Below are 21,848 nucleotides of genomic sequence, written 5' to 3' on the forward strand. Positions count from 1 at the left end.
GGCGGCTGACGCCTCAGCGGGCCGGTGCCGACCCCAGCACCCCGGCGACGGCGGAGCGCACCAGGCGCTCGAGCGGCCCCTGCCCAAGGAACCGGCGCCAGAGCCACGCGCCGACGAGCGCGACGACGACGAACCAGACCAGCACGGCGTTGGACTCGGGGTACCAGACCACCGCGTTGCCGAGGACGAAGATGGCGACGATGTGGAAGGAGTACGTGCTCAGGCTCGTGGCACCCGCCGCGGCGACGGGGGAGAGGACCGCGGACGCCGCCCGCCCGGCGGCCGTCCCCGGCCGCGTGAGCAGGAGGCACAGCCCGATCACGGCGATCGAGGTGCCGCAGTTGCCGATGACCTCCAGCGTGGAGTCGTCGTGGGCGGCGGCGCTGGCGAGGCGGAGGGCCAGCGGCGAGGCGTCCGCGCCCAGGGCGTCCAGCACCAGGTAGGAGGAGCCCCAGGCGGCCGCGGCGAGGACCGTCCCCGCGCCGACCAGACCCAGCTGGACCGGGACGGCGGAGAGGTTCGACCGGCCCACCAGCAGCCCGAGGAGGAGGTAGGCGATGAAGATGAGGGCGGGGTAGGCGCCGGTGGCGAGCTCGTCCATCGGCAGCTCGACGGGGTCGGCCTGCCCGGTGAGCGTGGCGGCGATGCTCGTCCCGCCCCGCTCCAGCGGGGTGGTGAGCAGGAAGATGACGGCGGGGGAGACGACGGCGGCCGTCACCGCCCCCGCCAGCAGCACCCGCCGGTCCGCCCCCAGGAACGGCAGGGCGAGGACGAACATCGCAGCGTACGCCGGCAGGATGACCAGCACCGGTGTGCCCAGCAGCACGAGGACCACGCCGATCACCAGGAGCACCCCCGCGCGGACGAGCGTCGCGAGGCGCGCCCGCGTCAGCGCGAGTCCCGACGGCGGCACCTGCCGGCCGTTGGCGAGCGCGAGCGAGACGCCGGCCAGCAGCGCGAACAGCGCCGCCGAGCGGCCGTCCGCGACGACGAACCACTCCGGGTCGTGCCCGCCGTCGGGTCCGTCGTCGCCGAGATGGGCGACGAACATGCCGAGGATGGCCAGGCCGCGGGCGATGTCGACGCCGACGAGGCGGCCGGCGCGTGGGCGCGCGGGGTCGCCCGCCGACGCGAGGGCGTTCGCGGCGGGACCGGACGGGTGCGGGGCGCTCACCCGTCGAGCGTAGAGGCAGCCACGGCGCCGCGGCCGCGGCGGCGCACCAGCCGGTACACCAGGCCGACGACGAGGACGGCCAGACCCGTCACCACGGAGACGGCCGGCAGGGTGAGCGCGAGCGTCAGGCAGCCCACCGCGCCGAGCACCTGCACCCAGCGGGGGTAGAGCCGGCGGTCGGCGCCCTGGGTGAACGCCGAGACGTTGGCGACGGCGTAGTACAGCAGCACCCCGACCGAGCTGAAACCGATGAGCTCGCGCAGGTCCGCGACCGACACGGCGACCACCACGACCGCTGCCACGGCCGCCTCCGCGCGGTGCGGGACGCGGAAGCGCGGGTGCACGGCGGCCAGGGGGCGGGGGAGGTCTCCGTGCCGGGCCATCGCCAGCGTGGTGCGGCCGACCCCGGCGAGCAGCGCCAGCAGCGCCCCCAGGCAGGCGGCGGCCGCGCCCACCCGCACCACCGGCACGGCCCAGTCCCAGGACCCCGCCGCGACGGCGTCGGCCAGCGGGGCCCCGGAACGGGCGAGGAGGTCGGGGCCGAGGACGCTGAGCAGGGTCACCGCCACGACGGCGTAGAGCGCCGCGACGGCCACGAGCGTGGTGACGATCGCGCGGGGGATGGTCGTGCGCGGCTCGCGGACCTCCTCGCCGAGCGTGGCGATGCGGGCGTAGCCCGCGAGGGCGAAGAAGATGAGCCCCGCAGACTGCAGCACCTCCAGGGGGCCGACGGCGGACGGTGCGCCGTCCGCCGTCGCCCCGCCGCCCGCCAGGAGCGGACCGGCGGCCCCGCCGAGCCACGCACCCGCGAGCGCCACCGCGATGGCCACCAGGACCACGGCGAGGATCACCCGGGCGAGCCCCGCAGTCCGCGTCACACCACGCCAGCTCACGGCCGTCAGCGCGACCACCGCGGCCACCGCCACCGGCCGCTGCCACGGACCGGGGACGGTGTAGGCGGCGAACGTCGTCGCCATGGCGGCGCACGAGGCGGTCTTGCCGACGACGAAGCACCAGCCGGCGGCGTAGCCCCACCACGGCCCCAGCTGCTCCCGGCCGTAGACGTACGTCCCGCCCGAGGTGGGGTAGGTGGCCGCGAGCTGCGCCGTCGAGGTCGCGTTGCACAGGGCGACGACGACGGCGAGGGCCAGGCCGGCCAGCAGCCACGGCCCGGCCGCGCGGGACGCCGGCGCGAAGACGGCGAAGACGCCGGCGCCGATCATCGACGACGCGCCGATGACGACGGCATCGCGCAGGTCGAGCCGGCGGGCGAGGGGAGCGGAGGTCACGGCGCGCAGGGTAGCGGCGGAAGGTGACCGGGACGTGCCCGGTCACCTTCCCGCCGCGCTACCAGCGGTGCGCGACGTCGACCACGAGGCGCGAGCCGCTGCCCGGGCCGTCGACGATGAACGCCCGGAACGGGAGCCGGGCCCGCACGCCGAGACCGATCGTCGACTGCCCCTCGAACGTCCCGGCCCAGGCGAGCTGGCGGAACGTGCGGTAGCCGGTGACGTTGCGCAGCTCCCGCGGGTTCGCCGGCCGGTACGTGGCGCGGCCGTTGTCGTCGTAGGCGGGGACCCGCGCGACGACGGCGAGCTTGGCGCCGCCGCGCAGCGGCACCACGAAGCCCGAGCCCTCCTGGTACACCTGGCGGACGTAGCGGACGTCGTAGCCGCGGATGTCGCCGCGCACGTCAACCACCATCCGGTCGAAGCACGCGTGCCGGCCGGTGCGCACGTTCGTCAGGTGAGCGTCCATCGACATGGTCGGCACGCTCTTGGGCCCTGAGCCCCAGCGGATCCCGCAGTACGGCGTGGCGGCCTGGGCGGCGGAGACGGGACCGAGGAGCAGGAGACCGAGAACCAGCACGAGAACTGCACGCAAGAGACGCTTCATCGCACTCTCCACTCAGGCGGGCTTCCCCCGGATGGCAAGACGACGGTACGCCTCGGACGGTGGCGCGCACAGTGCCCCCGAACGGCGAACGCGTAACGATTCCGACCCTCCGCCGGTCCCTCCCGGTGAGACGTCAACTCCTCCGCGAGAAGTCATCTACTCCGTGAGCAGTCATTTCATCCGTGAGGTGCCGCCCCCTCCGTGACAAGTCACCTTCTTCCTCAGTCGGGCGGAGCTCGTGACGCCCGTTGGAATTCATGACGAGTGGGGGAGTTCGTGACGACTCGCGGAGTCCGTGACGACTCGCGGAGTCCGTGACGACTCGCGGGGTTCGTGACAACTCGCGGAGTTCGTGACGACTCGCGGAGTTGGTGACGACGGCGGAGTTCGTGACGAGTGGGGGAGTTGGTGACGACTCAACGGGAGGAGGCGTCGGCCGCGAGGAGGGTCGTGGTGACCTCGAGAAGCCGGGACCGTAGCGGCGCGGCCCGGTCGCTGAACTCCCGCTGCCGGGCCACGTACTCCGCCCGCCCCGCCGGCGTCTCGATCGCCACCGGCTCGTGGCCGAGGCTGGTGACGTCGTACGGGGAGGCCTGCATGTCGAGCAGGCGGATGTCCCGGGCGAGCTCGAAGCAGTCGAGCAGCAGCTCGCCCGGGCAGGCGGGGCCGAGCTTCAGGGCGGCCTTGAGCAGGTCCATGTTGGCGTGCAGGCAGCCGGGCTGCTCCAGGTCCGGCTGGGTGGCGCGGTCGGGCTGGAGCCGGTTCAGCGGGCGTGCGGGCTCGGTGAAGAACCGGAACGCGTCGAAGTGCGTGCACCGGATCGGGTGGGCCTCGACCACCGCGTCCGTGCCCGCCTGCCCCAGCCGCAGCGGCAGCTGGTGACGGTGCTCGCGCTGCCGGTAGACCATCGCCCACTCGTGCAGCCCCAGGCAGCCCAGGTGGGCGGGCCGCGCGGCCGTGCGCCGCAGCAGGTCGTCGATCCACCGCACCCCCTCGCCGCGGTCCGCGAGGAAGGCCTCGACGTCCAGGACGACGGCGGACGGCACGTCTCGCCCCACGCCGTCCGCCGGAAGGGCCACGGGCTCGTCGCGCTCCGGACCGTCATCGTCACAACTTCGGTGCGGATACCGCGTCGAAGTTGTAACGATGACGCTGGGCGGTGCTGCGCCGTCGGGAAGCGTGGTGTGCCAGCGCCAGCCGGCCCGCTCGGCGAGCGCAGCGTCGGCGTCGGGACGGCCGTCGGCGAGGAGGGCGACGCCGACGCCGGGGTGCCAGCGGGCGAGCTGGGCGGGCCGGACGGGGTAGTACTCGACGAGGAAGTCCTCGATGGGGTGCTTCTCGTGCCGGGACCGGCGCGCGCGGCGGTCGGCGGTGAGCGCGTCGGCGCGTGCGGCGTGGGCCGACGCCCGAACCGTCCACTCGGCCGGCGCGAGCGCGCGCACCGGAGCGGTCAGGGTGGACATGGCGTCCAGGGTAGGAGACGGGCTGACTAGGGTGGGTCCATGCGCATCGCACGGTTCATCACAGGGGAGAACCCGCAGTACGGCATCCTCGACGAGGAGACGGACGAGCTCGTGGTCCTGCGGGGCGACCCGATCTACGGGGACCTCGACACCACCGGCAAGCGCGTGCCGCTCGACGAGGTCCGCCTCCTCTCCCCGGTGATCCCGCGCTCGAAGGTCATCGGCATCGGCCGCAACTACGCCGACCACGCCGCCGAGATGGGCAACGAGGTGCCCGCGGAGCCGCTGGTGTTCCTCAAGCCGAACACCTCCGTCATCGGGCCCGACGACCCGATCGTGCTGCCCGCCTACAGCCAGAACGTCCACCACGAGGCCGAGCTCGCCGTCGTCATCTCGCGGCTGTGCAAGTTCGTGCCGCGGGAGAAGGCCGGCGACGTCATCTTCGGCTACACCGTCGCCAACGACGTCACCGCCCGCGACGTCCAGTCCACCGACTCGCAGTGGACCCGCGCGAAGGGTTTCGACACCTCCTGCCCGCTCGGCCCCTACATCACCATCGACCTCGACGTCTCGGACCTCGCCGTGCGGGCGCGGGTCGACGGCGAGATCCGGCAGGACGGTCGGACCTCCGACCTCGTCCACAAGGTGCCGGACCTCGTCGCGTACGTCTCCTCGATCTTCACGCTGCTGCCCGGCGACGTGATCCTCACCGGCACCCCGGCGGGGGTCGGGCCCATCGACGTGGGCCAGCGGGTCGAGGTCGAGGTGGAGGGCATCGGGGCGTTCTCCAACCCTGTCGTGCGCCGGGACTGAGCCGCCCGCAGCACCCGGGACCTCGGTCACTTCCGCCGGTCCGACGGCGGTGGTGCGCTGGCACTGAGGTGATCACCGTGACCCCGACCCGTGTCGCTCCTGTCCCGCTGATCCTCGCCTCCGTCGCCCTGGCGGCCGCCGCGCTGCGGCAGGTCCAGGCGTGCTGGGGCGCCACGGAGGCCGAGGTCGCCGAGGCGCTGCCGGGCGACGACCTCCTCCCGGCCGCCGGGCTCGTCGCCACCCGAGCGGTCGACATCGCCGCGCCGCCCGGGAAGGTCTGGCCCTGGATCGCCCAGCTCGGTCAGGGCCGCGGCGGGTTCTACAGCTACGACGCGCTCGAGAACCTCGCGGGCTGCGACATCCACAGCGCGGGGCGGATCGTCTCCGAGTGGCAGGACGTCGCCGTGGGGGACGAGGTCCGTCTCGCCCCCGAGGTGGGGCTCGAGGTCGCCGCTGTGAGCCCCGCCGAGCACCTGGTGCTCCACGGCGGCGTCGCGCCGGGCCTGCCGGCGCCCCCGTACGACTTCACCTGGGCGTTCGTGCTCCGCCCGACGCCGGACGGCGGCACCCGCATGCTCGTCCGCGAGCGGTACGGCTGGGAGCGCCCGTGGGTGCGTCCGCTGGTCGAGGCCGTCCAGGTGGTCAGCTTCGTCATGACCGAGCGGATGCTTCGCGGAATCCGTGACCGCGCCGAGGTCACTTCTTGAGCTGAGGCCGCTGCCATCATGGGTCGGTGCTTCTCGGCCCCGACGACCCGCTGCCCCGCCGCCCGTCGCGGATCGTCGTCGCGGGCGTCTCCGGCTCCGGGAAGACGACGCTGGCGCGGAGAGCAGCGGCGCGGCTCGGGGTCCCGCACGTCGAGATCGACGCTCTCTTCCACGGACCGGGCTGGCGCCCACGCCCCGAGTTCCTGGCGGACGTCGAGCGCCTCGTCGTCCGCGAGGAGTGGGTGACCGAGTGGCAGTACGCCGCCGCCCGCCCGCTGCTCCTGGCCCGTGCCGACCTGATGGTGTGGCTCGACCTGCCGGTCGCCCGGACGATGACGCAGGTGACGGTGCGCACGGTGACGCGCCGGGTCGGGCGCGTCGAGCTGTGGAACGGGAACCGCGAGGGACCGCTGCTCGGTGTCCTGCACCAGCCCGACCACATCATCCGGTGGGCGTGGCGGACCCGCCACAAGTACGACGGCCTCCCGGAGCGGGTCGAGGCGGTGCGGCGGGCCAGGGCGCTGCCCGACCTCCCGGTGGTGCGCCTGCGGAGTCACCGCGACAGCCGTCGGTGGTGCGACGGTCCCCTCGCGGCAAGCACGGTATGACCGGACGGGCGGGCCGGGGCGCTCCGTCGGCTAGACCCGCACGCGCGCCAGCGCCTCACCCATCTGCTCGACGGCGCGGCGCAGGATCGGGCGCGGCGTCGCCATGATGATGCGGACGAAGCCCGCCCCCGCCTCGCCGCACGCGATGCCGTCGGTGAGGGCGACCTGGGCCTCGCGGCGGAAGAACGCCGCGGCCGACCCCTCGATGTCCAGCGCCCGGCAGTCGAGCCACGCGATGTAGCTGCCCTCGGTCCGGGTCAGGACGGCCCCGGGCAGGTGCTCGGCGACCAGCTTCGCCAGCAGGTCGCGGTTCCCGCGCAGGTACTCGACGACGTCGTCGAGCCAGCCGCCGTCGTCCGTGTAGACGGCGGTGGCGACGCGTGCGCCCAGCAGGCCCACGGTGTCGGAGACGTCCGCCGCGTAGGGCGCGAACGCGGCCTGGTCGGCCTCGTTGGACAGGATCATCTGCCCGCACTTCAGGCCCGGGACGTTCCAGCCCTTTGACGCCGCCACCGCCGTGACCGTGTGGCCCGCGGTGCGCTCGTCCAGGGAGGCGTACGGGACGTGCTCGACCTCGTCGAGCAGGATCGGCGCGTGGATCTCGTCGGAGAAGACCCGGCCCCCGTGCCGGTCGACCACCTCCGCGAGGGCGAGGAGCTCCTCGCGCGTCAGCACCCGGCCGACCGGGTTCCAGGGGTTGCACAGCACCAGCAGTCCCGCGCCGGCGGCGAAGGCGGCGTCGATGGCGTCGAGGTCGAGGGTGTAGCGCCCGGCGTCGTCGACGAGGCTCGGCACCTGGACGACCTCGCGGTCGAGCGCCGGGACCACGGTGAGGAACGGCATGTACGCCGGGGTCGGGACGATGACGGCGGAGCCTGGCGGGATGAAGTGTCGGATGGTCTCGCGCAGCACCGACAGCACGTCCGGCAGCAGGTGGACACGCTCGGAGGGCACCCGCCAGCCGGTGTTGCGCAGCAGCCAGTCGGACGTGGCGTCGCGGGCGGCCTGCCGCTCGGCGACCGGCAGGTACCCGAGGGCGCCCGCGTCCGCGGCGCTGCGCACGATGTCCTGCACGACCGGAGGGACACCGAAGTCCATCTCGGCGACGAACGCGCCGATGCAGTCGGGGAAGCGGGTCCACTTCGTCCCGCCCGCCGCCCGCAGCTGGTCGATGGTGATGTTGTCGAAGTCGCGCACCGCGCCCGCCTGTCTCTCGTCCTCCTCGATCCCCGACGACGCTACCCGGCCCCGCTGACACCCGCCGCACCGGGCCGGCGGGCGGAACGCCGTCGTCGGGGACGACGCGGAGAAAGCGCCGTCGTCGGGCACGACGCGGAGAAAGCGCCGTCGTCCGGGACGGCGCGGAGAACCGGACGCCCCCGGGGGAGGCGCCGGGCGGCGCGGCTACGCTGGGAGGCATCATGACCGAGAACCTCGCCACGGCCCCGACTGGCTCCGCCGTCCGGGTGCGCTTCTGCCCCTCGCCCACCGGTACCCCGCACGTGGGGCTGATCCGCACCGCGCTGTTCAACTGGGCGCACGCCCGGCACGTGGGCGGCACGTTCGTGTTCCGCATCGAGGACACCGACCCGGCCCGTGACTCCGAGGAGAGCTACCAGCAGATCCTCGAGGCGCTGCGCTGGCTCGGGCTGGACTGGGACGAGGGCGTCGAGGTCGGCGGCCCGTACGGCCCCTACCGCCAGTCCGAGCGCATGGACGTCTACCGCGACGTGGCGCAGAAGCTCCTCGAGGCCGGGTACGCCTACGAGTCGTTCTCCACGCCGGAGGAGATCGAGGCACGGCACCGGGCCGCGGGCCGTGACCCCAAGCTCGGCTACGACGGCTTCGACCGCGACCTCACCGACGAGCAGAAGGCCGCCTACCGCGCCGAGGGCCGTGAGCCGGTGCTGCGGGTCCGCATGCCGGAGGAGGACGTGACCTTCACCGACCTCGTCCGCGGCGACGTCACCTTCAAGGCCGGGTCGATCCCCGACTTCGTCATCGTCCGGGCCAACGGCTTCCCGCTGTACACCCTCACCAACCCGGTCGACGACGCGCTGATGAAGATCACGCACGTGCTGCGCGGCGAGGACCTGCTCTCCTCCACCCCGCGCCAGGTGGTGCTCTACCGGGCGCTGCTCGACCTCGGCATCGCGGACGTCATGCCGGTCTTCGGGCACCTCCCGTACGTGATGGGGGAGGGCAACCGGAAGCTGTCCAAGCGCGACCCCGAGTCGAACCTCTTCCTGCACCGCGAGCGCGGCTTCACCCCCGAGGGGCTGCTGAACTACCTGGCGCTGCTGGGCTGGGGCATCTCCGCGGACAACGACATCTTCTCCAAGGAGGAGATGGTCGCGGCGTTCGACGTCGCGAACGTCAACCCCAACCCCGCGCGGTTCGACCTGAAGAAGGCCGAGGCCATCAACGCCACCCACGTGCGCATGCTCTCGCCGGAGGACTTCCGAGCGCGCCTGGTGCCGTACCTGCACGCCGCCGGCCTGGTGCCCGCCGCGACCTTCGACGAGCTCGGCGAGCGGGAGCAGGAGCTGCTCGTCCGTGCGGCCCCGCTGACCCAGGAGCGCATGACGCTGCTCGGCGAGGCGGTCGGCATGCTCGGCTTCCTCTTCCGCGCCGACGACGAGCTCGTCGTCGAGGATGACGCCCTGAAGGCGCTGCGGGCGGAGGCGGCGGAGGTTCTCGACGCCGCCGTGGGCGCGCTCGAGCCGCTGGCCGACTTCACGACCGAGGCGGTCGAGGCGGCGCTGCGCGCGGCCATCGTCGAGGGGATGGGCATCAAGCCGAAGTTCGCGTTCACGCCGCTGCGCGTGGCCGTCACCGGCCGGCGGGTCTCCCCGCCGCTGTTCGAGTCGATGGAGCTCCTCGGCCGGGACTCGACCCTCGCCCGGCTGCGCTCGCTGCGGTCCCGCCTCCGTTCCGCCCAGGCCTGACGACGGCGGAGCCTGACGACGGCGAGGCCCTCCGGCCGCGGGGGGCCTCGCCTCAGCGCACCGTCGGCTCCCAGCGCCAGCTCGTCAGGCGCCCGTACCCGGCGAGCTCCTCGCGTCCCGTCTGCCACAGCAGCTGGTCCTGGAACGTCCCGATGTCGGGGGTGCCCGGGAACAGCCGGGCCAGCACGCCCTCGCAGAGGTCCTCGGGGAGGTCTGCGACCTCGTCGTCCAGCGCGCTCAGGACGTCCCAGGCGTGGATGACGATCTCGCAGACACCCATCGCGGCGAATCCGCCCGGGTCCGAGATGCCGTCCGGGTGCCAGGCGCGGGCCGTGCGCGGGTGGAGCTCGACCTGGGCGGCGAGCAGCTCCGCCACCGCCTCGAGCGTCCTGGCGAGCCCCTCCGCCCCCGCGGCGCGGTCGACCCGCAGCAGGTTGGTGCCCTCACCCGGAGGTGTCAGGGGGAGGTAGCCGTCCGTGAGGCGCCCGGAAAGCTGGAGCGCGTAGCTCAGCTGGTCGTCCACGACGTGCTCGACCGTGTACCAGCACGTCCACTCCAGGCCGCGCGCCGGCCGGTCGTAGTCGAACTCGTCGTCGGGGCGGGCGCGCAGCTCGGTGGCGAACCACTGCGCGGCGTGGCGGACGTCGTCGGGATCCATGGCCCGACGTTAGTGCCGGCGAAGCTGCGACGACGCGCGTCAGGGCCGGCGACCTCCCGCCGGGTGCGCGGGCTCAGAAGCTGGTCGCGGTGGTCCCGTGCAGGGTGGTGCCGGCGACGAAGCTGTCCCACGTGGCCTCGTCGAGGCCGCCGGCGGGACACACGTGCACGAGGCCCACGAGCACCTGGTCCGCGGAGGAGGCCCGCAGCAACATCCTCACGTCCAGCTCCTGCGCCCCGGACGAGGCCGTCAGAGAGACCTCGCGGGCGGCGAGCGGACCGGCGTCGGACGGGATGGCGGAGTCCTCGCGGCCCGTCTCGGTGATCTCCCCGAGGGCCGAGGTGGCGTTCTTGATGGCGGTGTCGGTGTACGTCGAGTCGTCGATGCCCGCGTCGGGGATGACCTCGTGCGTGAGCTGCAGGAGGCAGGCGAGATCGTCGTTCTCGAGCTGGACGACCGTGTCGGTGGGCGGCTCCTCGGAGACGGCGTACCCCTCGAGCTCCGGGTGGTCCCACGTCACGGTGGCCGGTTCCGCCGCGGCGGTCGGCTCAGGCGCCGAGGTCTCGCTCGCGGTGCTGCCCGATCCCGGGGCCGTCGCGCCGTCCCCCGAGCTGGCGCCGGTGCACGCCGCGAGACCGGCGGCGGCGAGCGCGCCGGAGGCGAGGAGCACCAGCGTGCGGGCGAGGCGCGGAGCGGTGGTTCGTGACATGGGCGGACCCTCCAGGGCCGGGTCGGTGTGCCCCACGAACATATCCGACCCGCGGACCCGAGAGGTGGTGCTCATGGTGTGGCCGGGCGGTCGTGGGAGGCCGGCGTGCGGGCCGGTCGTGAGAACGGTCACGGAAGGCCTTCCGAGTTTGGAACGGGCTCCCCGCTCGGGTAATGTTCTTCGACGGTACGACCCCCGCCCGCCCCGCCGGCGGAGCGGAGGTTATACCCCCTTGGGGTATGGTGTAATTGGCAGCACGACTGATTCTGGTTCAGTTAGTCTAGGTTCGAGTCCTGGTACCCCAGCCAAGCGGGAGACGCTCCGCGTCGACCGTGGCACCTCAGGGTGCCGAGCCCCCATCGTTTAGTGGCCTAGGACACCGCCCTCTCACGGCGGCGGCGCCGGTTCGAATCCGGCTGGGGGTACTTCCGAAAGGCCCCGCACCTCGGTGCGGGGCCTTTCGTGCATCTCCTGGCGGTATCGGGCGCGGCCGTCAGTCCTGTGCGGGACGTCACAGGGCTCGTGGGTGGCCCTCGGGTCGATACCTCGTCATCCCTCTGGTAATGTCTTCCGAGGCCGCCGCGAGGAGGCCGACAACAGAAGATCACGCCCCCATCGTTTAGTGGCCTAGGACACCGCCCTCTCACGGCGGCGGCGCCGGTTCGAATCCGGCTGGGGGTACCACCGAGAGGCTCTCACCCGTATGCGGGTGGGAGCCTTTTCGCTGTCCCGCCCCGGGCGACGACCGCGCCGGCGCGTTCTTGGTGCCCGTTCCTTCGTTCGGTGGGTGCTGCAACAGGCGCCGAGAGCACGAAGGGGCGCGGAAACGTCGACAGCAGGTGCGAGCGGGCACCGGGATCGCGGCGCGGGAGGCGTGAACCCGACCTGCCGCCCGGACGGCTCCGGCCCGGACGGCTTCCGGTCCGGAAGGCTTCCGCGCACGGCAGGGCCCGGCCCGCACGACGAAGCCCGGCTCCCCAGGGCGGGAAGCCGGGCTGTCACCGCAGGGCGGCGGGCGGTCGGTGGGCGGTCCGTCGGGTCAGTCCTCCTCGGTGCGCTTGAGCACCTCGGTGAGCCGGTTGGCCGCAGCCACGACGGCGGCCGCATGCAGGCGGCCCGGCTGGCGGCCCATTCGCTCGATCGGTCCGGAGACGGAGACGGCGGCGAGCACCCGGCCCGACGGTCCGCGCACCGGGGCGGAGATGGAGGCGACGCCAGGCTCCCGCTCGGCCACGGACTGTGCCCAGCCACGACGGCGCACCGCGGAGAGCATGGTCGCCGTGAAGTTGGCGCCGTGCAGACCGCGGTGCAGGCGGTCGGGCTCCTCCCAGGCGAGCAGCACCTGGGCGGCGGAGCCGGCCAGCATGCTCAGCGTCGCGCCGACCGGGATGGAGTCGCGCAGTCCCATGGGCCGCTCGGCGGCAGCCACGCAGATGCGCTGGTCGCCCTGGCGGCGGTAGAGCTGCGCGCTCTCGTTGGTGTGGTCCCGCAGCGCCGTCAGCACCGGGCCGGCGGCGGCGAGCAGGCGGTCCTCGCCGGCGGCGGAGGCGAGCTCGGCCAGCCGGGGGCCGAGAATGAACCGTCCCTGCATGTCGCGCGCGACGAGACGGTGGTACTCGAGCGCGACGGCGAGGCGGTGCGCCGTCGGGCGTGCGAGGTGGGTGGCGCTCACGAGCTGGGCGAGAGTGGCAGGCCCGGCCTCCAGCGCCCCGAGAACCGTGGCGGCCTTGTCAAGGACGCCGACTCCGCTAGAGTTGTCCATGGGTCGATATTGACATCTCAGTGGGTGAGATTGCAAGTACGCGACATGCAGCCGGCCCCTGACGATCCGAGGGAGAGACGATGAGCGGAACGCTGGCCGAGAAGGTGTGGGACGCGCACGTGGTGCGCAAGGGCGTCGACGGTGCGCCCGACCTTCTCTACATCGACCTGCACCTGGTGCACGAGGTCACCAGCCCGCAGGCGTTCGAGGGCCTCCGGCTCGCGGGCCGCCAGGTGCGCCGCCCTGACCTCACGATCGCGACGGAGGACCACAACACCCCGACGCTGAACATCGACCGGCCGATCGCCGACCCGACCAGCCGCACGCAGATCCAGACCCTGCGCAACAACGCCGAGGAGTTCGGCATCCGCCTGCACTCCCTGGGCGACGCCGACCAGGGCATCGTGCACGTCGTCGGCCCCCAGCTCGGCCTGACCATGCCCGGCCTCACGGTGGTCTGCGGCGACTCGCACACCTCCACCCACGGCGCCTTCGGCGCGCTGGCGTTCGGCATCGGCACCTCCGAGGTCGAGCACGTGCTCGCGACCCAGACGCTCCCGCTGACGCCCTTCAGGACGATGGCGATCAACGTCGAGGGCCAGCTGCGCGAGGGCACCACCGCCAAGGACATCATCCTGGCGATCATCGCCAAGATCGGCACCGGCGGCGGCCAGGGCTACGTCCTGGAGTACCGCGGCGAGGCCATCCGCAACCTCTCGATGGAGGCGCGGATGACCATCTGCAACATGTCGATCGAGGCGGGCGCCCGCGCCGGCATGATCGCCCCCGACGAGACCACCTTCGAGTACATCAAGGGCCGCCCGCACGCCCCCGAGGGTGCCGACTGGGACGCCGCCGTCGAGTACTGGAAGACGCTGCGCAGCGACGACGACGCGGTGTTCGACGCCGAGATCACCCTGCGCGCCGACGAGCTCGAGCCGTTCGTCACCTGGGGCACCAACCCCGGCCAGGGCCTGCCGCTCTCCGCCCGCGTGCCGGACCCGGTCGACATCGCCGACGAGTCCGCCCGCAAGGCCGCCGAGCGCGCCCTGGAGTACATGGCGCTGACCCCCGGCACCCCGCTGCGCGACATCGCCGTGGACACGGTGTTCATCGGCTCGTGCACGAACGGCCGCATCGAGGACCTGCGCGCCGTCGCCGAGGTCGTCAAGGGCCGGAGGAAGCACGACGACGTCCGCGTGCTCGTCGTCCCCGGCTCCGCCCGGGTCCGGCTGCAGGCCGAGGCGGAGGGCCTGGACCAGGTCTTCCTCGACTTCGGTGCCGAGTGGCGCAACGCCGGCTGCTCGATGTGCCTGGGGATGAACCCCGACCAGCTGAAGCCGGGGGAGCGGGCGGCGTCGACGTCGAACCGCAACTTCGAGGGCCGGCAGGGCAAGGGCGGTCGCACGCACCTCGTCTCGCCGTTGGTCGCCGCCGCCACCGCCGTCCGCGGCACCCTGTCCGCGCCGGCAGACCTCGCACCCGCCGCCGAGCCCGTCCACGCCTGAGGAGCCAAGGAACCATGGAGAAGTTCACCCAGCACACCGGCGTCGGCGTCCCCCTGCGGCGCAGCAACGTCGACACCGACCAGATCATCCCCGCCGTCTACCTCAAGCGCGTGACGCGCACCGGCTTCGAGGACGCGCTGTTCGCCGCCTGGCGCGGCGACCCCGACTTCATCCTCAACCAGCCGGCCTACGCGCCGGGCTCCGTGCTCGTCGCAGGCCCGGACTTCGGCACCGGCTCCTCCCGCGAGCACGCGGTGTGGGCGCTGAAGGACTACGGCTTCCGCGTGGTCCTCTCGCCGAAGTTCGCCGACATCTTCCGCGGCAACGCCGGCAAGCAGGGCCTCGTGGCCGGCGTCATCAGCCAGGAGGACGCCGAGATGATGTGGAAGGTGCTCGAGAACGAGCCGGGCACCGAGGTGACCGTCGACCTGGTGGAGCGCACCGTCGTCGCCGGCGACGTCCACACCACCTTCCAGATCGACGACTACACGCGCTGGCGCTTGCTCGAGGGCCTGGACGACATCGGCCTGACCCTGCAGAACGAGCCCGACATCACCGCCTTCGAGGAGACCCGGGCGTCCTGGCGGCCCAGGACCCTGCCCGCCAGGACGCTGCCCCCGGTGCACGTCATGGCGGCCCGCCCGGTCGGCGGCGACGGCGGCGGACTGCCCGCCCACGCCGACGCGCCCCTCTCCTGAGCCCGGAGCCCTGAGCCGGGACACGCCCGGACTGCTCGCCGCGCGTCGAACGACGCCGTACCCAGCGCCCCGCGGACCCTATGGTCCGCGGGGCGCTGTGTGTCCGAGTCGACACGCACCTGCCCTCCACGCGCCCGCGGTGCCCCACGTATCCTGAACCGACCGCGGACCAGCCGGGTCCGCTACGACATTGCGCCCCGTCAGTTCCCGGGGCGGGTGAGGTGTTTATGAGCGGGCTCCTGACTGTCGAGGGTGGCACTCCGCTGACCGGTGAGATCACCGTGCGCGGCGCGAAGAACTTCGTCTCCAAGGCGATGGTCGCCTCCCTCCTGGGCGAGGGGCCGTCCGAGCTGGCGAACGTGCCCGTGATCCGCGACGTCGACGTCGTCGCCGACCTGCTGCGCCTGCACGGCGTGACCGTGGACCACGACCGCGACGGGGGCGTCCTCCACCTGGACCCCACCGACGTCGAGTCCGCGCACGTGGCGGACATCGACGCCTACGCCGGCTCCTCCCGCATCCCGATCCTGTTCTGCGGCCCGCTGCTGCACCGGCTGGGCGAGGCGTTCATCCCGGACCTGGGCGGCTGCCGGATCGGCGACCGGCCGATCGACTACCACCTGGACATCCTCCGCAGCTTCGGCGCCGTCGTCGACAAGCGCGCGCAGGGCATCCACATCTCCGCCCCCCGCGGCCTGGTGGGCACCAAGATCGAGCTGCCCTACCCCTCCGTCGGGGCGACCGAGCAGACGCTGCTGACGGCCGTGCGGTCCCGGGGGCTGACCGAGCTGCGGAACGCGGCGATCGAGCCCGAGATCGAGGACCTCATCGCCGTCCTGCAGAAGATGGGCGCGATCATCTCGGTCGACACCGACCGCACCATCCGCATCGAGGGCGTCGAGCGCCTGGGCGGCTACCGCCACACCGCGCTCGCCGACCGCATCGAGGCGGGCTCCTGGGCCTCCGCCGCCCTGGCCACGCACGGCGACGTCTTCGTCCGCGGCGCCACGCAGCCCGAGATGATGACCTTCCTCAACACCTTCCGGAAGGTCGGCGGCGCCTTCGACGTGCGCGACGACGGCATCCGGTTCTGGCACCCCGGCGGCGACCTCCACTCGATCGTCCTGGAGACCGATGTCCACCCGGGCTTCATGACCGACTGGCAGCAGCCGCTCGTCGTCGCGCTCACCCAGGCGAAGGGGCTGTCGATCGTCCACGAGACGGTGTACGAGAACCGGTTCGGGTTCACCGACGCCCTGCGCGGCATGGGTGCGACCATCCAGATCTACCGCGAGTGCCTCGGCGGGCTGCCCTGCCGCTTCGGCCAGCGCAACTTCTACCACTCCGCCGTCGTCTCGGGCCCGACGCCGCTGCGCGCGGCCGACATCGAGGTCCCGGACCTGCGCGGCGGGTTCTCGCACCTCATCGCGGCCCTCGCCGCCCAGGGCACCTCCCGGGTGCGCGGCATCAGCATCATCAACCGCGGGTACGAGAACTTCATGGGCAAGCTCGAGGCCCTCGACGCCAAGGTGACGATGGTCGACTCCGCGGTCGCGCCCGCCGTCTGAGACCGGAGCGGCTCCCGACGGGGCGGGGACGACGGCGCGACGCCGGGGTCCCCGCCCCTCGTCGTCGCCGTACCGCTGTGGGAGCTCGACGTCTTGGGCACACTGTCGGCATGAACGTCGCCGAGCTGCTCATCGAGGCCTACTCCCGCATCCCTGACGAGGCCGCGCGGATCCTCCGGGGCCTGGACGACGCCGCACTGACCTACCGGCCCGACCCGGACGCGAACTCGATCGCCTGGCTGGTCTGGCACCTCGCCCGCGGCCAGGACGCCCAGGTGGCCGCGTGCTCCGGGGACGAGCAGGCCTGGACCGCCGCCGGGTGGGCCGCCCGCATGGGCCTGCCCTTCGACCCGTCAGCCACGGGGTACGGCCAGTCCAGCGCCGAGGTGGCCCAGGTGCGGGTCGGCGCGGAGGACCTGCTGGGCTATCTCGGAGACGTGCACCGGCGCACGGTCGCCTTCCTCGCGACGTTGGCTGAGGAGGACCTCGACCGCGTGGTGGACGAGGCCTGGGACCCGCCCGTGACCCTGGGGGTCCGGCTCGTCAGCATCGTCGGCGACGACCTGCAGCACCTCGGGCAGGCGGCGTACGTTCGCGGCCTGGTCCAGCGGGCCTGAGCCCGCGCCAGCGCAAGCGTGCCGAGCCGTCATCTTCTCGCCGAGCCGTCATCTTCTCGCCGAGATGTCGTCCTCTCGCTGAGATGTCATCTCCTCACCAGAGCCTGACGGCGGTCGCAGGTAGTCAGTGCATGGGCCCAGACGAAGGCGCGCTCAGAGGCGGGGACCCGTTCTATGTCCGCGATGCCCCGAGGGTCTCGACCGGCGCCATCGGTGGCCTACCGCGAGGCCGCGTCATCGGCTGCTGGAGGGCGCCGGGCCGAGGGCTAGCACCAGCAGGTAGACGAGCGTGCCGAGCACCAGGCCGACGCCGATCGGGATCGCCCAGCCCGCCCACCGAGCGCCCGTCGAGCGGCCCACGAGGCCCAGGACGAGGACCGCGGTTCCCAGGAGCCAGCCGCTCCAGCCCAGCACCGCAAGGGCGAGTCCCACGAGGGCGCCCATCACAACGACGGGCACCACGACCAGGCGGGGCAGCCGGCGCTCGTGCGGCTCCACGACCAGCTCCTCACCGTCGAGGTTCGGGCGCCCCCGGGACCCCAGAGTCGAGGGGGCTACGGAGATCGTGACATGTCGGTGAGTTCGTGACATCTCGGTGAGTTCGTGACATCTCGGTGAGTTCGTGACGCCTCGGCGAGTATGTGACCTCTCGGCGACGGGGTGAGATGTGGCGCTTCCCGAGAGGAGTCCCCGGCACGACGACTACCATCGCGAACGTGCAGCCACGTCAACAGTCCGGTGTCTACCGCTTCCTCGTCGGGGTGCTCCGGCCCACGATGACGCTGATGACCCGGCGGACGTGGCGCGGCGGGGAGCACCTGCCCGCCTCCGGAGGCTTCATCGCCGTCGCGAACCACGTGAGCAACATGGACCCGCTCACGTTCGCCCACTACCTGTACGACCACGGGGCGGCCCCGAAGTTCCTGGCGAAGTCCTCGCTCTTCCACGCACCGGTCCTCGGCAGGCTGCTGGCCGCCGCCGACCAGATCCCGGTCCACCGCGGCACGTCACGCGCCGGGGAGTCCCTCGTGGCGGCCGAGCAGGCCGTGCTGGCAGGGGAGTGCGTCGGGATCTTCCCCGAGGGCACGCTCACCCGGGACCCCGACATGTGGCCGATGACCGGCAGGACCGGGGCCGCACGCCTGGCCCTGGCCACCCGCGCCCCGGTCATCCCGGTCGCGCAGTGGGGCGCCCACCGCCTCCTGCCCCGGTACACCGCACGGTTCCGGCCCTTCCCGCCCAAGCCCGTCACCGTCGTCGCCGGCCCGCCCGTCGACCTCGACGACCTCTACGGCCGCCCGCTGGACCAGGACGTCCTGCGCGAGGCGACCGCGCGGATCATGGCGGCCGTCACCGCGCTCCTCGCTGACATCCGCGGCGAGGAACCGCCGGTCCGGCCCTACGACATGCGCCGCGACGGCGACCCGCGCGCCGCCCACGACGCAGCCAGCGCCCAGCGGCTCGCCGCGCGCCTGGAACGCCAGGCCGCCCTCCGTCGTCGGCTCACGGCCGGCCGTGAGCACCTGACCGCCCTGCGAGCCAGGCAGTCGGCCCGCCGGGCCGGGGGCCGCCCGTGACCGGCCCCGTGGAGACGGCGGCCGGAACCGTGACAGCCGAGGGGACGACGGCGGAGGGGACCGCGCCGGACGCGCCGCTGCCCGTCGCGGTCCTCGGGACCGGAGCCTGGGGGACCACGTTCGCGGCGATCATGGCCGACGCCGGCTGCACCGTGCGGATGTGGGGACGCAGCCCGGAGGTCGTCGAGGAGATCGCCACCCACCGCCGCAACTCCCGCAACCTCGCCGGCGTGACCCTGCCCAGGGGCATCACGGCGACCACGAACCTCGCCGCGGCCGTCGACGGGGCGCGGGTCGTCGTCGTCGCCCTCCCGTCCCAGTCCGTGCGGGCGGTGCTCGCGCCGCTGGCGGGCACGCTGCCGGAGGGCACGGTCGTCGTCTCGCTGATGAAGGGGGTCGAGCTGGGCACCCACCTGCGCATGAGCGAGGTGCTCGCCCAGACCCTCGAGGTCGACCCCGGCCACGTCGCGGTGGTCTCCGGGCCGAACCTCGCCAAGGAGATCGCCGGGCACCAGCCGGCCGGCGCGGTGGTGGCCGCGGCCCGGCACGACGTGGCCGAGCTCGTGGCCCGGGCGTGCGCCGCGCCGTACTTCCGGCCCTACACCCAGACCGACGTGGTCGGCGTCGAGCTGGGCGGCGCGCTGAAGAACGTCATCGCGCTGGCGGTCGGCATGGCGCAGGGGCGCGGGTACGGGGACAACACCAAGGCGCTGATCATCACCCGCGGCCTGGCGGAGACGGCCCGCCTGGGCGCCGCGCTGGGGGCGGAGCCCGGCACGTTCGCCGGGCTGGCGGGCATGGGGGACCTCGTGGCCACCTGCGCCTCACCGCTCTCGCGCAACCACACCCTCGGCGCGCACATCGGCGCCGGCATGGGCCTCGAGGAGGCGCTGGTGGCGACGGGGGGAACCGCGGAGGGGGTGAAGTCGTGCCGCTCGGTGCTCGACCTCGCCCAGGCCAACGGTGTCGACATGCCCATCACCGAGGCGGTCGTGGCGGTGCTGCACGAGGGGTGGCCCGTCGGGGAGATGACCGCCGCGCTGCTGGCCCGCCCGCTCAAGCACGAGCGCGCCTGAGCGCCCGGCCCACGGGCGCTCCGGCCCACGGGCACTCGCACCGGCAGTGCGCGGCCGGCCACCGCCCCGGCGCCCCTTCCTGTTGTCCGACGCCCCGGCCCGGGCCAGACTGGCCGCTCACGACCCCGTACGAAGGAGCGCACCATGAGCGAGGACAACACGTACAGAGTCACCGAGATCTTCGGGACGTCCCCCAACGGCGTCGACGAGGCCATCCGCAACGGCCTGGGGCGCGCGAGCGAGACCTTGCACGGGCTGGACTGGTTCGAGGTCACCGAGATCCGCGGGCACCTCGAGGAGGGCAAGATCGCCCACTACCAGGTCGGCCTGAAGGTCGGTTTCAAGCTCGACTGAGCCAGGACGGCCGAGGGCGGCGGGGCGACCCGCCGCCCGAGGCGTCAGCAGCCCGACGCGTCAGCAGCCCGGGGCGTCAGCAGCCCGGGGCGTCAGCAGCCCGGGGCGTCAGCAGTCCGAGGCGTCAGCCGTCCGTGGTCCGTACGTCCACCACGAGACGTGCGGGGTCGGTGAGGGTGAAGGCGCGGAACGGGGCCTTCTCGTCGAGGCCGATGAACGCCTGGTTCTGGCCCTCGAAGATGCCGGTGACCCGGACCTCCTCGATCAGGTCCGCGCCGTCGGTGCCGTAGGAGCCCTGGGCCACCCGCCCGTTCTCGTCCTCGCCCTCCGGGTAGCGCACGCCGGTGGCGATCACCTGGAGGGTGAAGTCGCCGCCGACGTCGATCACGTCGCCGCGGCCCTCCTCCACGGCCTCGTCCACGTACTCCACCCGCCACCCGGGCGTGCCCGTGCCCTCGAAGTCGAACACCACGCGCTCGTAGCCCTCGTGGCTGCCCACCCGGACCCCGGTGGGCAGCAGCTCCCCGCCGGAGGAGGGCCAGCCGGGGTCATTCTGCGGCTCGGTGCTGTAGTCGGCGCCGTCCGTGGGCTCGGCGGTCTCGTCCGCCGGTACGGCCGTGGCGCCGTCGTCGGAGTCGTCGCCGCCGTCGGTCGTGGCCGTGGGGGAGGGCGCCGGCGCAGTCGTCTGCTCGGCGGGTGACGACGTCGGCCCGCCCGCGGGCTCGGGGGCCGGGCTCTCGCCGCCGCCGCTGTTGCACGCGGCCAGCAGGGCCATGCCCACGAGAGCGGTCGTGACCACCCGTGCCGTTCTGCGCATCCGTCCTCCTCGGTCGTGGCCCCTCGACGGGTGCCGCTGGGCCCACGCTAGCGGGCGACCGCCGTCGCGCCGCGCACCACCCGCCGCCGATGCCGATCCGTGACCGGACGGGCGTGCCTACGACGCCGTGGGCCCCGTTCCGGGGTCGGTCACGATGAGCACGAGCGTGCCCGGGTGGTCCATCACCGCCCAGAGCACCGCCCCGGCCTCGAGACCGACGTAGATGCCGGTGCCCATCGTGGTGTCGGGCGGCCCGACGCTGACGCCGTGGACGCGCGACGGCCCGCCGGGCCTCACCAGCTGCCCCGGCTCCAGGCCGCCGCCCAGCTCCCCCTGCGCGCCGGTGAGGAAGGCCAGCCCGGTGTCGACGCCGCCGGGCAGCGTCACCTCCGGCGGGAAGTCGGTGACGCCGGCGACGGAGAGGACCAGCCCCGCCAGTCCCTCGCCGCCCTCGTAGCTGACGACGACCCGCGACTGGTCGGGGCTCTCCTCGTAGATCTCGATGCCGGTGACCGAGTAGGTCGGCACGCCGTCGTGCGCGGCCTCCAGGGTCTCCGGGAGAGTCACTGTGTCGAGGCCGCCGAGCCACGGCTCTCCGCCGTCCTCGCCGTCGAGCAGCGGCGGCGGCGCCTGCCGGGGCCGCCACGGGTAGTCGGCGGGCAGCGGGGATCCCGTGGCGGTCGGCGGTCCCGTCGCGTCGCCCGCGGCCCCAGTCGGGGTCGCCCCACCCGTGGCGCCGTCGTCGGGGCCAGCGCCACTGCCGGTACCCGTGCCGCCAGAGGTGGAGGGCGGGAGCGGCGTCTCGTCCTCGGCCCAGACCATCCCGGCGCAGGAGGAGAGCACGACGGCCGCCGCTGTCGCGGCCAGCAGCACGCGGGCAGTTCTCACGGTTCCC

At 73.4% G+C, this 21,848-nt stretch carries 22 protein-coding genes and 3 tRNA genes; 14 read left to right on the forward strand and 11 right to left on the reverse strand.

Annotation, left to right across the window (positions count from 1 at the left end; all coding sequences use genetic code 11):
• Nucleotides 1-13: 13 nt before the first annotated feature.
• The 4 genes from ATJ97_RS16485 to ATJ97_RS16500 all read right to left on the reverse strand — a co-directional run bounded on the left by ATJ97_RS16485 (nt 14) and on the right by ATJ97_RS16500 (nt 4,533).
• Nucleotides 14-1,174 (reverse strand): heparan-alpha-glucosaminide N-acetyltransferase domain-containing protein, encoded by a 1,161-nt coding sequence (locus ATJ97_RS16485; protein WP_098484660.1) that lies wholly within the window; start codon nt 1,172-1,174, stop codon nt 14-16.
• Nucleotides 1,171-2,463 (reverse strand): APC family permease, encoded by a 1,293-nt coding sequence (locus tag ATJ97_RS16490; RefSeq protein WP_098484661.1) that lies wholly within the window; start codon nt 2,461-2,463, stop codon nt 1,171-1,173. Before ATJ97_RS16490 ends, ATJ97_RS16485 begins: the two co-directional genes overlap by 4 nt.
• 58 nt (nt 2,464-2,521) lie before the next feature.
• Entirely contained in the window at nt 2,522-3,070 is a 549-nt protein-coding gene (locus ATJ97_RS16495; RefSeq protein WP_098484662.1) for an AMIN-like domain-containing (lipo)protein, read from the reverse strand.
• A 416-nt stretch (nt 3,071-3,486) separates the two neighbouring features.
• Nucleotides 3,487-4,533, reverse strand: a complete 1,047-nt coding sequence (locus ATJ97_RS16500; RefSeq protein WP_098484663.1) for a 3-methyladenine DNA glycosylase — start codon at nt 4,531-4,533, stop codon at nt 3,487-3,489.
• A 39-nt stretch (nt 4,534-4,572) separates the two neighbouring features.
• On the opposite strand from ATJ97_RS16500, the gene ATJ97_RS16505 reads away from it, so the two are divergent.
• The 3 genes from ATJ97_RS16505 to ATJ97_RS16515 all read left to right on the forward strand — a co-directional run bounded on the left by ATJ97_RS16505 (nt 4,573) and on the right by ATJ97_RS16515 (nt 6,661).
• Nucleotides 4,573-5,346: a fumarylacetoacetate hydrolase family protein gene (locus ATJ97_RS16505; RefSeq protein ID WP_098484664.1), complete on the forward strand. Its 774-nt coding sequence runs from the start codon at nt 4,573-4,575 to the stop codon at nt 5,344-5,346.
• Between the two features lie 77 nt (nt 5,347-5,423).
• A complete protein-coding gene (locus tag ATJ97_RS16510) occupies nt 5,424-6,053 on the forward strand; it encodes an SRPBCC family protein (protein ID WP_245862661.1) in 630 nt (209 codons plus the stop codon).
• Between the two features lie 26 nt (nt 6,054-6,079).
• Nucleotides 6,080-6,661, forward strand: coding sequence for a P-loop NTPase family protein (locus ATJ97_RS16515; protein WP_098484666.1), 582 nt, complete (start codon nt 6,080-6,082; stop codon nt 6,659-6,661).
• Between the two features lie 30 nt (nt 6,662-6,691).
• Here ATJ97_RS16515 and ATJ97_RS16520 read toward each other — a convergent pair whose 3' ends face one another.
• Entirely contained in the window at nt 6,692-7,858 is a 1,167-nt protein-coding gene (locus ATJ97_RS16520) for a MalY/PatB family protein (protein WP_245862663.1), read from the reverse strand.
• A 224-nt stretch (nt 7,859-8,082) separates the two neighbouring features.
• Here ATJ97_RS16520 and gltX point away from each other — a divergent pair, with 224 nt between their 5' ends.
• A complete protein-coding gene (gene gltX / locus ATJ97_RS16525; protein WP_098484667.1) occupies nt 8,083-9,609 on the forward strand; it encodes a glutamate--tRNA ligase in 1,527 nt (508 codons plus the stop codon).
• Between the two features lie 52 nt (nt 9,610-9,661).
• Here gltX and ATJ97_RS16530 read toward each other — a convergent pair whose 3' ends face one another.
• Together ATJ97_RS16530 and ATJ97_RS16535 are read right to left on the reverse strand one after the other, a co-directional pair.
• A complete protein-coding gene (locus ATJ97_RS16530; protein WP_098484668.1) occupies nt 9,662-10,267 on the reverse strand; it encodes a DinB family protein in 606 nt (201 codons plus the stop codon).
• Between the two features lie 73 nt (nt 10,268-10,340).
• Nucleotides 10,341-10,976, reverse strand: coding sequence for a hypothetical protein (locus tag ATJ97_RS16535; protein WP_143427052.1), 636 nt, complete (start codon nt 10,974-10,976; stop codon nt 10,341-10,343).
• Nucleotides 10,977-11,209: 233 nt separating this feature from the next.
• On the opposite strand from ATJ97_RS16535, the gene ATJ97_RS16540 reads away from it, so the two are divergent.
• From ATJ97_RS16540 to ATJ97_RS16550, 3 genes are all read left to right on the forward strand, one after another.
• Nucleotides 11,210-11,284, forward strand: a tRNA-Gln gene (locus ATJ97_RS16540).
• 44 nt (nt 11,285-11,328) lie between these two features.
• Nucleotides 11,329-11,401, forward strand: a tRNA-Glu gene (locus tag ATJ97_RS16545).
• Nucleotides 11,402-11,584: 183 nt separating this feature from the next.
• Nucleotides 11,585-11,660, forward strand: a tRNA-Glu gene (locus tag ATJ97_RS16550).
• 355 nt (nt 11,661-12,015) lie between these two features.
• Here the strand turns inward: ATJ97_RS16550 and ATJ97_RS16555 are convergent.
• Complete coding sequence (locus ATJ97_RS16555; protein WP_098484670.1) at nt 12,016-12,738, reverse strand: IclR family transcriptional regulator; 723 nt, start codon at nt 12,736-12,738, stop codon at nt 12,016-12,018.
• Nucleotides 12,739-12,818: 80 nt separating this feature from the next.
• Between ATJ97_RS16555 and leuC the strand changes: the two genes are divergently transcribed.
• The 4 genes from leuC to ATJ97_RS16575 all read left to right on the forward strand — a co-directional run bounded on the left by leuC (nt 12,819) and on the right by ATJ97_RS16575 (nt 17,129).
• The gene (leuC, locus tag ATJ97_RS16560) at nt 12,819-14,246 is read left to right on the forward strand and encodes a 3-isopropylmalate dehydratase large subunit (RefSeq protein WP_098484671.1); all 1,428 of its coding nucleotides are present in this window, start codon (nt 12,819-12,821) and stop codon (nt 14,244-14,246) included.
• A 14-nt stretch (nt 14,247-14,260) separates the two neighbouring features.
• Entirely contained in the window at nt 14,261-14,944 is a 684-nt protein-coding gene (gene leuD / locus ATJ97_RS16565) for a 3-isopropylmalate dehydratase small subunit (protein ID WP_098484672.1), read from the forward strand.
• Nucleotides 14,945-15,171: 227 nt separating this feature from the next.
• On the forward strand, nt 15,172-16,512 hold the full coding sequence (gene murA / locus ATJ97_RS16570; protein ID WP_098484673.1) for a UDP-N-acetylglucosamine 1-carboxyvinyltransferase: 1,341 nt from the start codon (nt 15,172-15,174) through the stop codon (nt 16,510-16,512).
• A 110-nt stretch (nt 16,513-16,622) separates the two neighbouring features.
• Complete coding sequence (locus tag ATJ97_RS16575) at nt 16,623-17,129, forward strand: mycothiol transferase (RefSeq protein ID WP_098484674.1); 507 nt, start codon at nt 16,623-16,625, stop codon at nt 17,127-17,129.
• Between the two features lie 234 nt (nt 17,130-17,363).
• Here ATJ97_RS16575 and ATJ97_RS16580 read toward each other — a convergent pair whose 3' ends face one another.
• The gene (locus tag ATJ97_RS16580) at nt 17,364-17,627 is read right to left on the reverse strand and encodes a hypothetical protein (RefSeq protein WP_098484675.1); all 264 of its coding nucleotides are present in this window, start codon (nt 17,625-17,627) and stop codon (nt 17,364-17,366) included.
• A 218-nt stretch (nt 17,628-17,845) separates the two neighbouring features.
• Between ATJ97_RS16580 and ATJ97_RS16585 the strand changes: the two genes are divergently transcribed.
• From ATJ97_RS16585 to ATJ97_RS16595, 3 genes are all read left to right on the forward strand, one after another.
• Nucleotides 17,846-18,706 (forward strand): lysophospholipid acyltransferase family protein, encoded by an 861-nt coding sequence (locus ATJ97_RS16585; RefSeq protein ID WP_342746913.1) that lies wholly within the window; start codon nt 17,846-17,848, stop codon nt 18,704-18,706.
• Nucleotides 18,707-18,783: 77 nt separating this feature from the next.
• The gene (locus ATJ97_RS16590; protein ID WP_098485560.1) at nt 18,784-19,782 is read left to right on the forward strand and encodes an NAD(P)H-dependent glycerol-3-phosphate dehydrogenase; all 999 of its coding nucleotides are present in this window, start codon (nt 18,784-18,786) and stop codon (nt 19,780-19,782) included.
• Nucleotides 19,783-19,926: 144 nt separating this feature from the next.
• Nucleotides 19,927-20,136 (forward strand): dodecin, encoded by a 210-nt coding sequence (locus tag ATJ97_RS16595; protein ID WP_098484677.1) that lies wholly within the window; start codon nt 19,927-19,929, stop codon nt 20,134-20,136.
• A gap of 124 nt (nt 20,137-20,260) precedes the next feature.
• On the opposite strand, the gene ATJ97_RS16600 is transcribed toward ATJ97_RS16595, so the two are convergent.
• The gene (locus ATJ97_RS16600) at nt 20,261-20,953 is read right to left on the reverse strand and encodes an AMIN-like domain-containing (lipo)protein (protein ID WP_098484678.1); all 693 of its coding nucleotides are present in this window, start codon (nt 20,951-20,953) and stop codon (nt 20,261-20,263) included.
• Nucleotides 20,954-21,070: 117 nt separating this feature from the next.
• Nucleotides 21,071-21,841, reverse strand: a complete 771-nt coding sequence (locus ATJ97_RS16605; RefSeq protein ID WP_143427053.1) for a hypothetical protein — start codon at nt 21,839-21,841, stop codon at nt 21,071-21,073.
• Between the last annotated feature and the right edge of the window lie 7 nt (nt 21,842-21,848).

Source organism: Georgenia soli (genome assembly GCF_002563695.1).
GTDB lineage: Bacteria > Actinomycetota > Actinomycetes > Actinomycetales > Actinomycetaceae > Georgenia > Georgenia soli.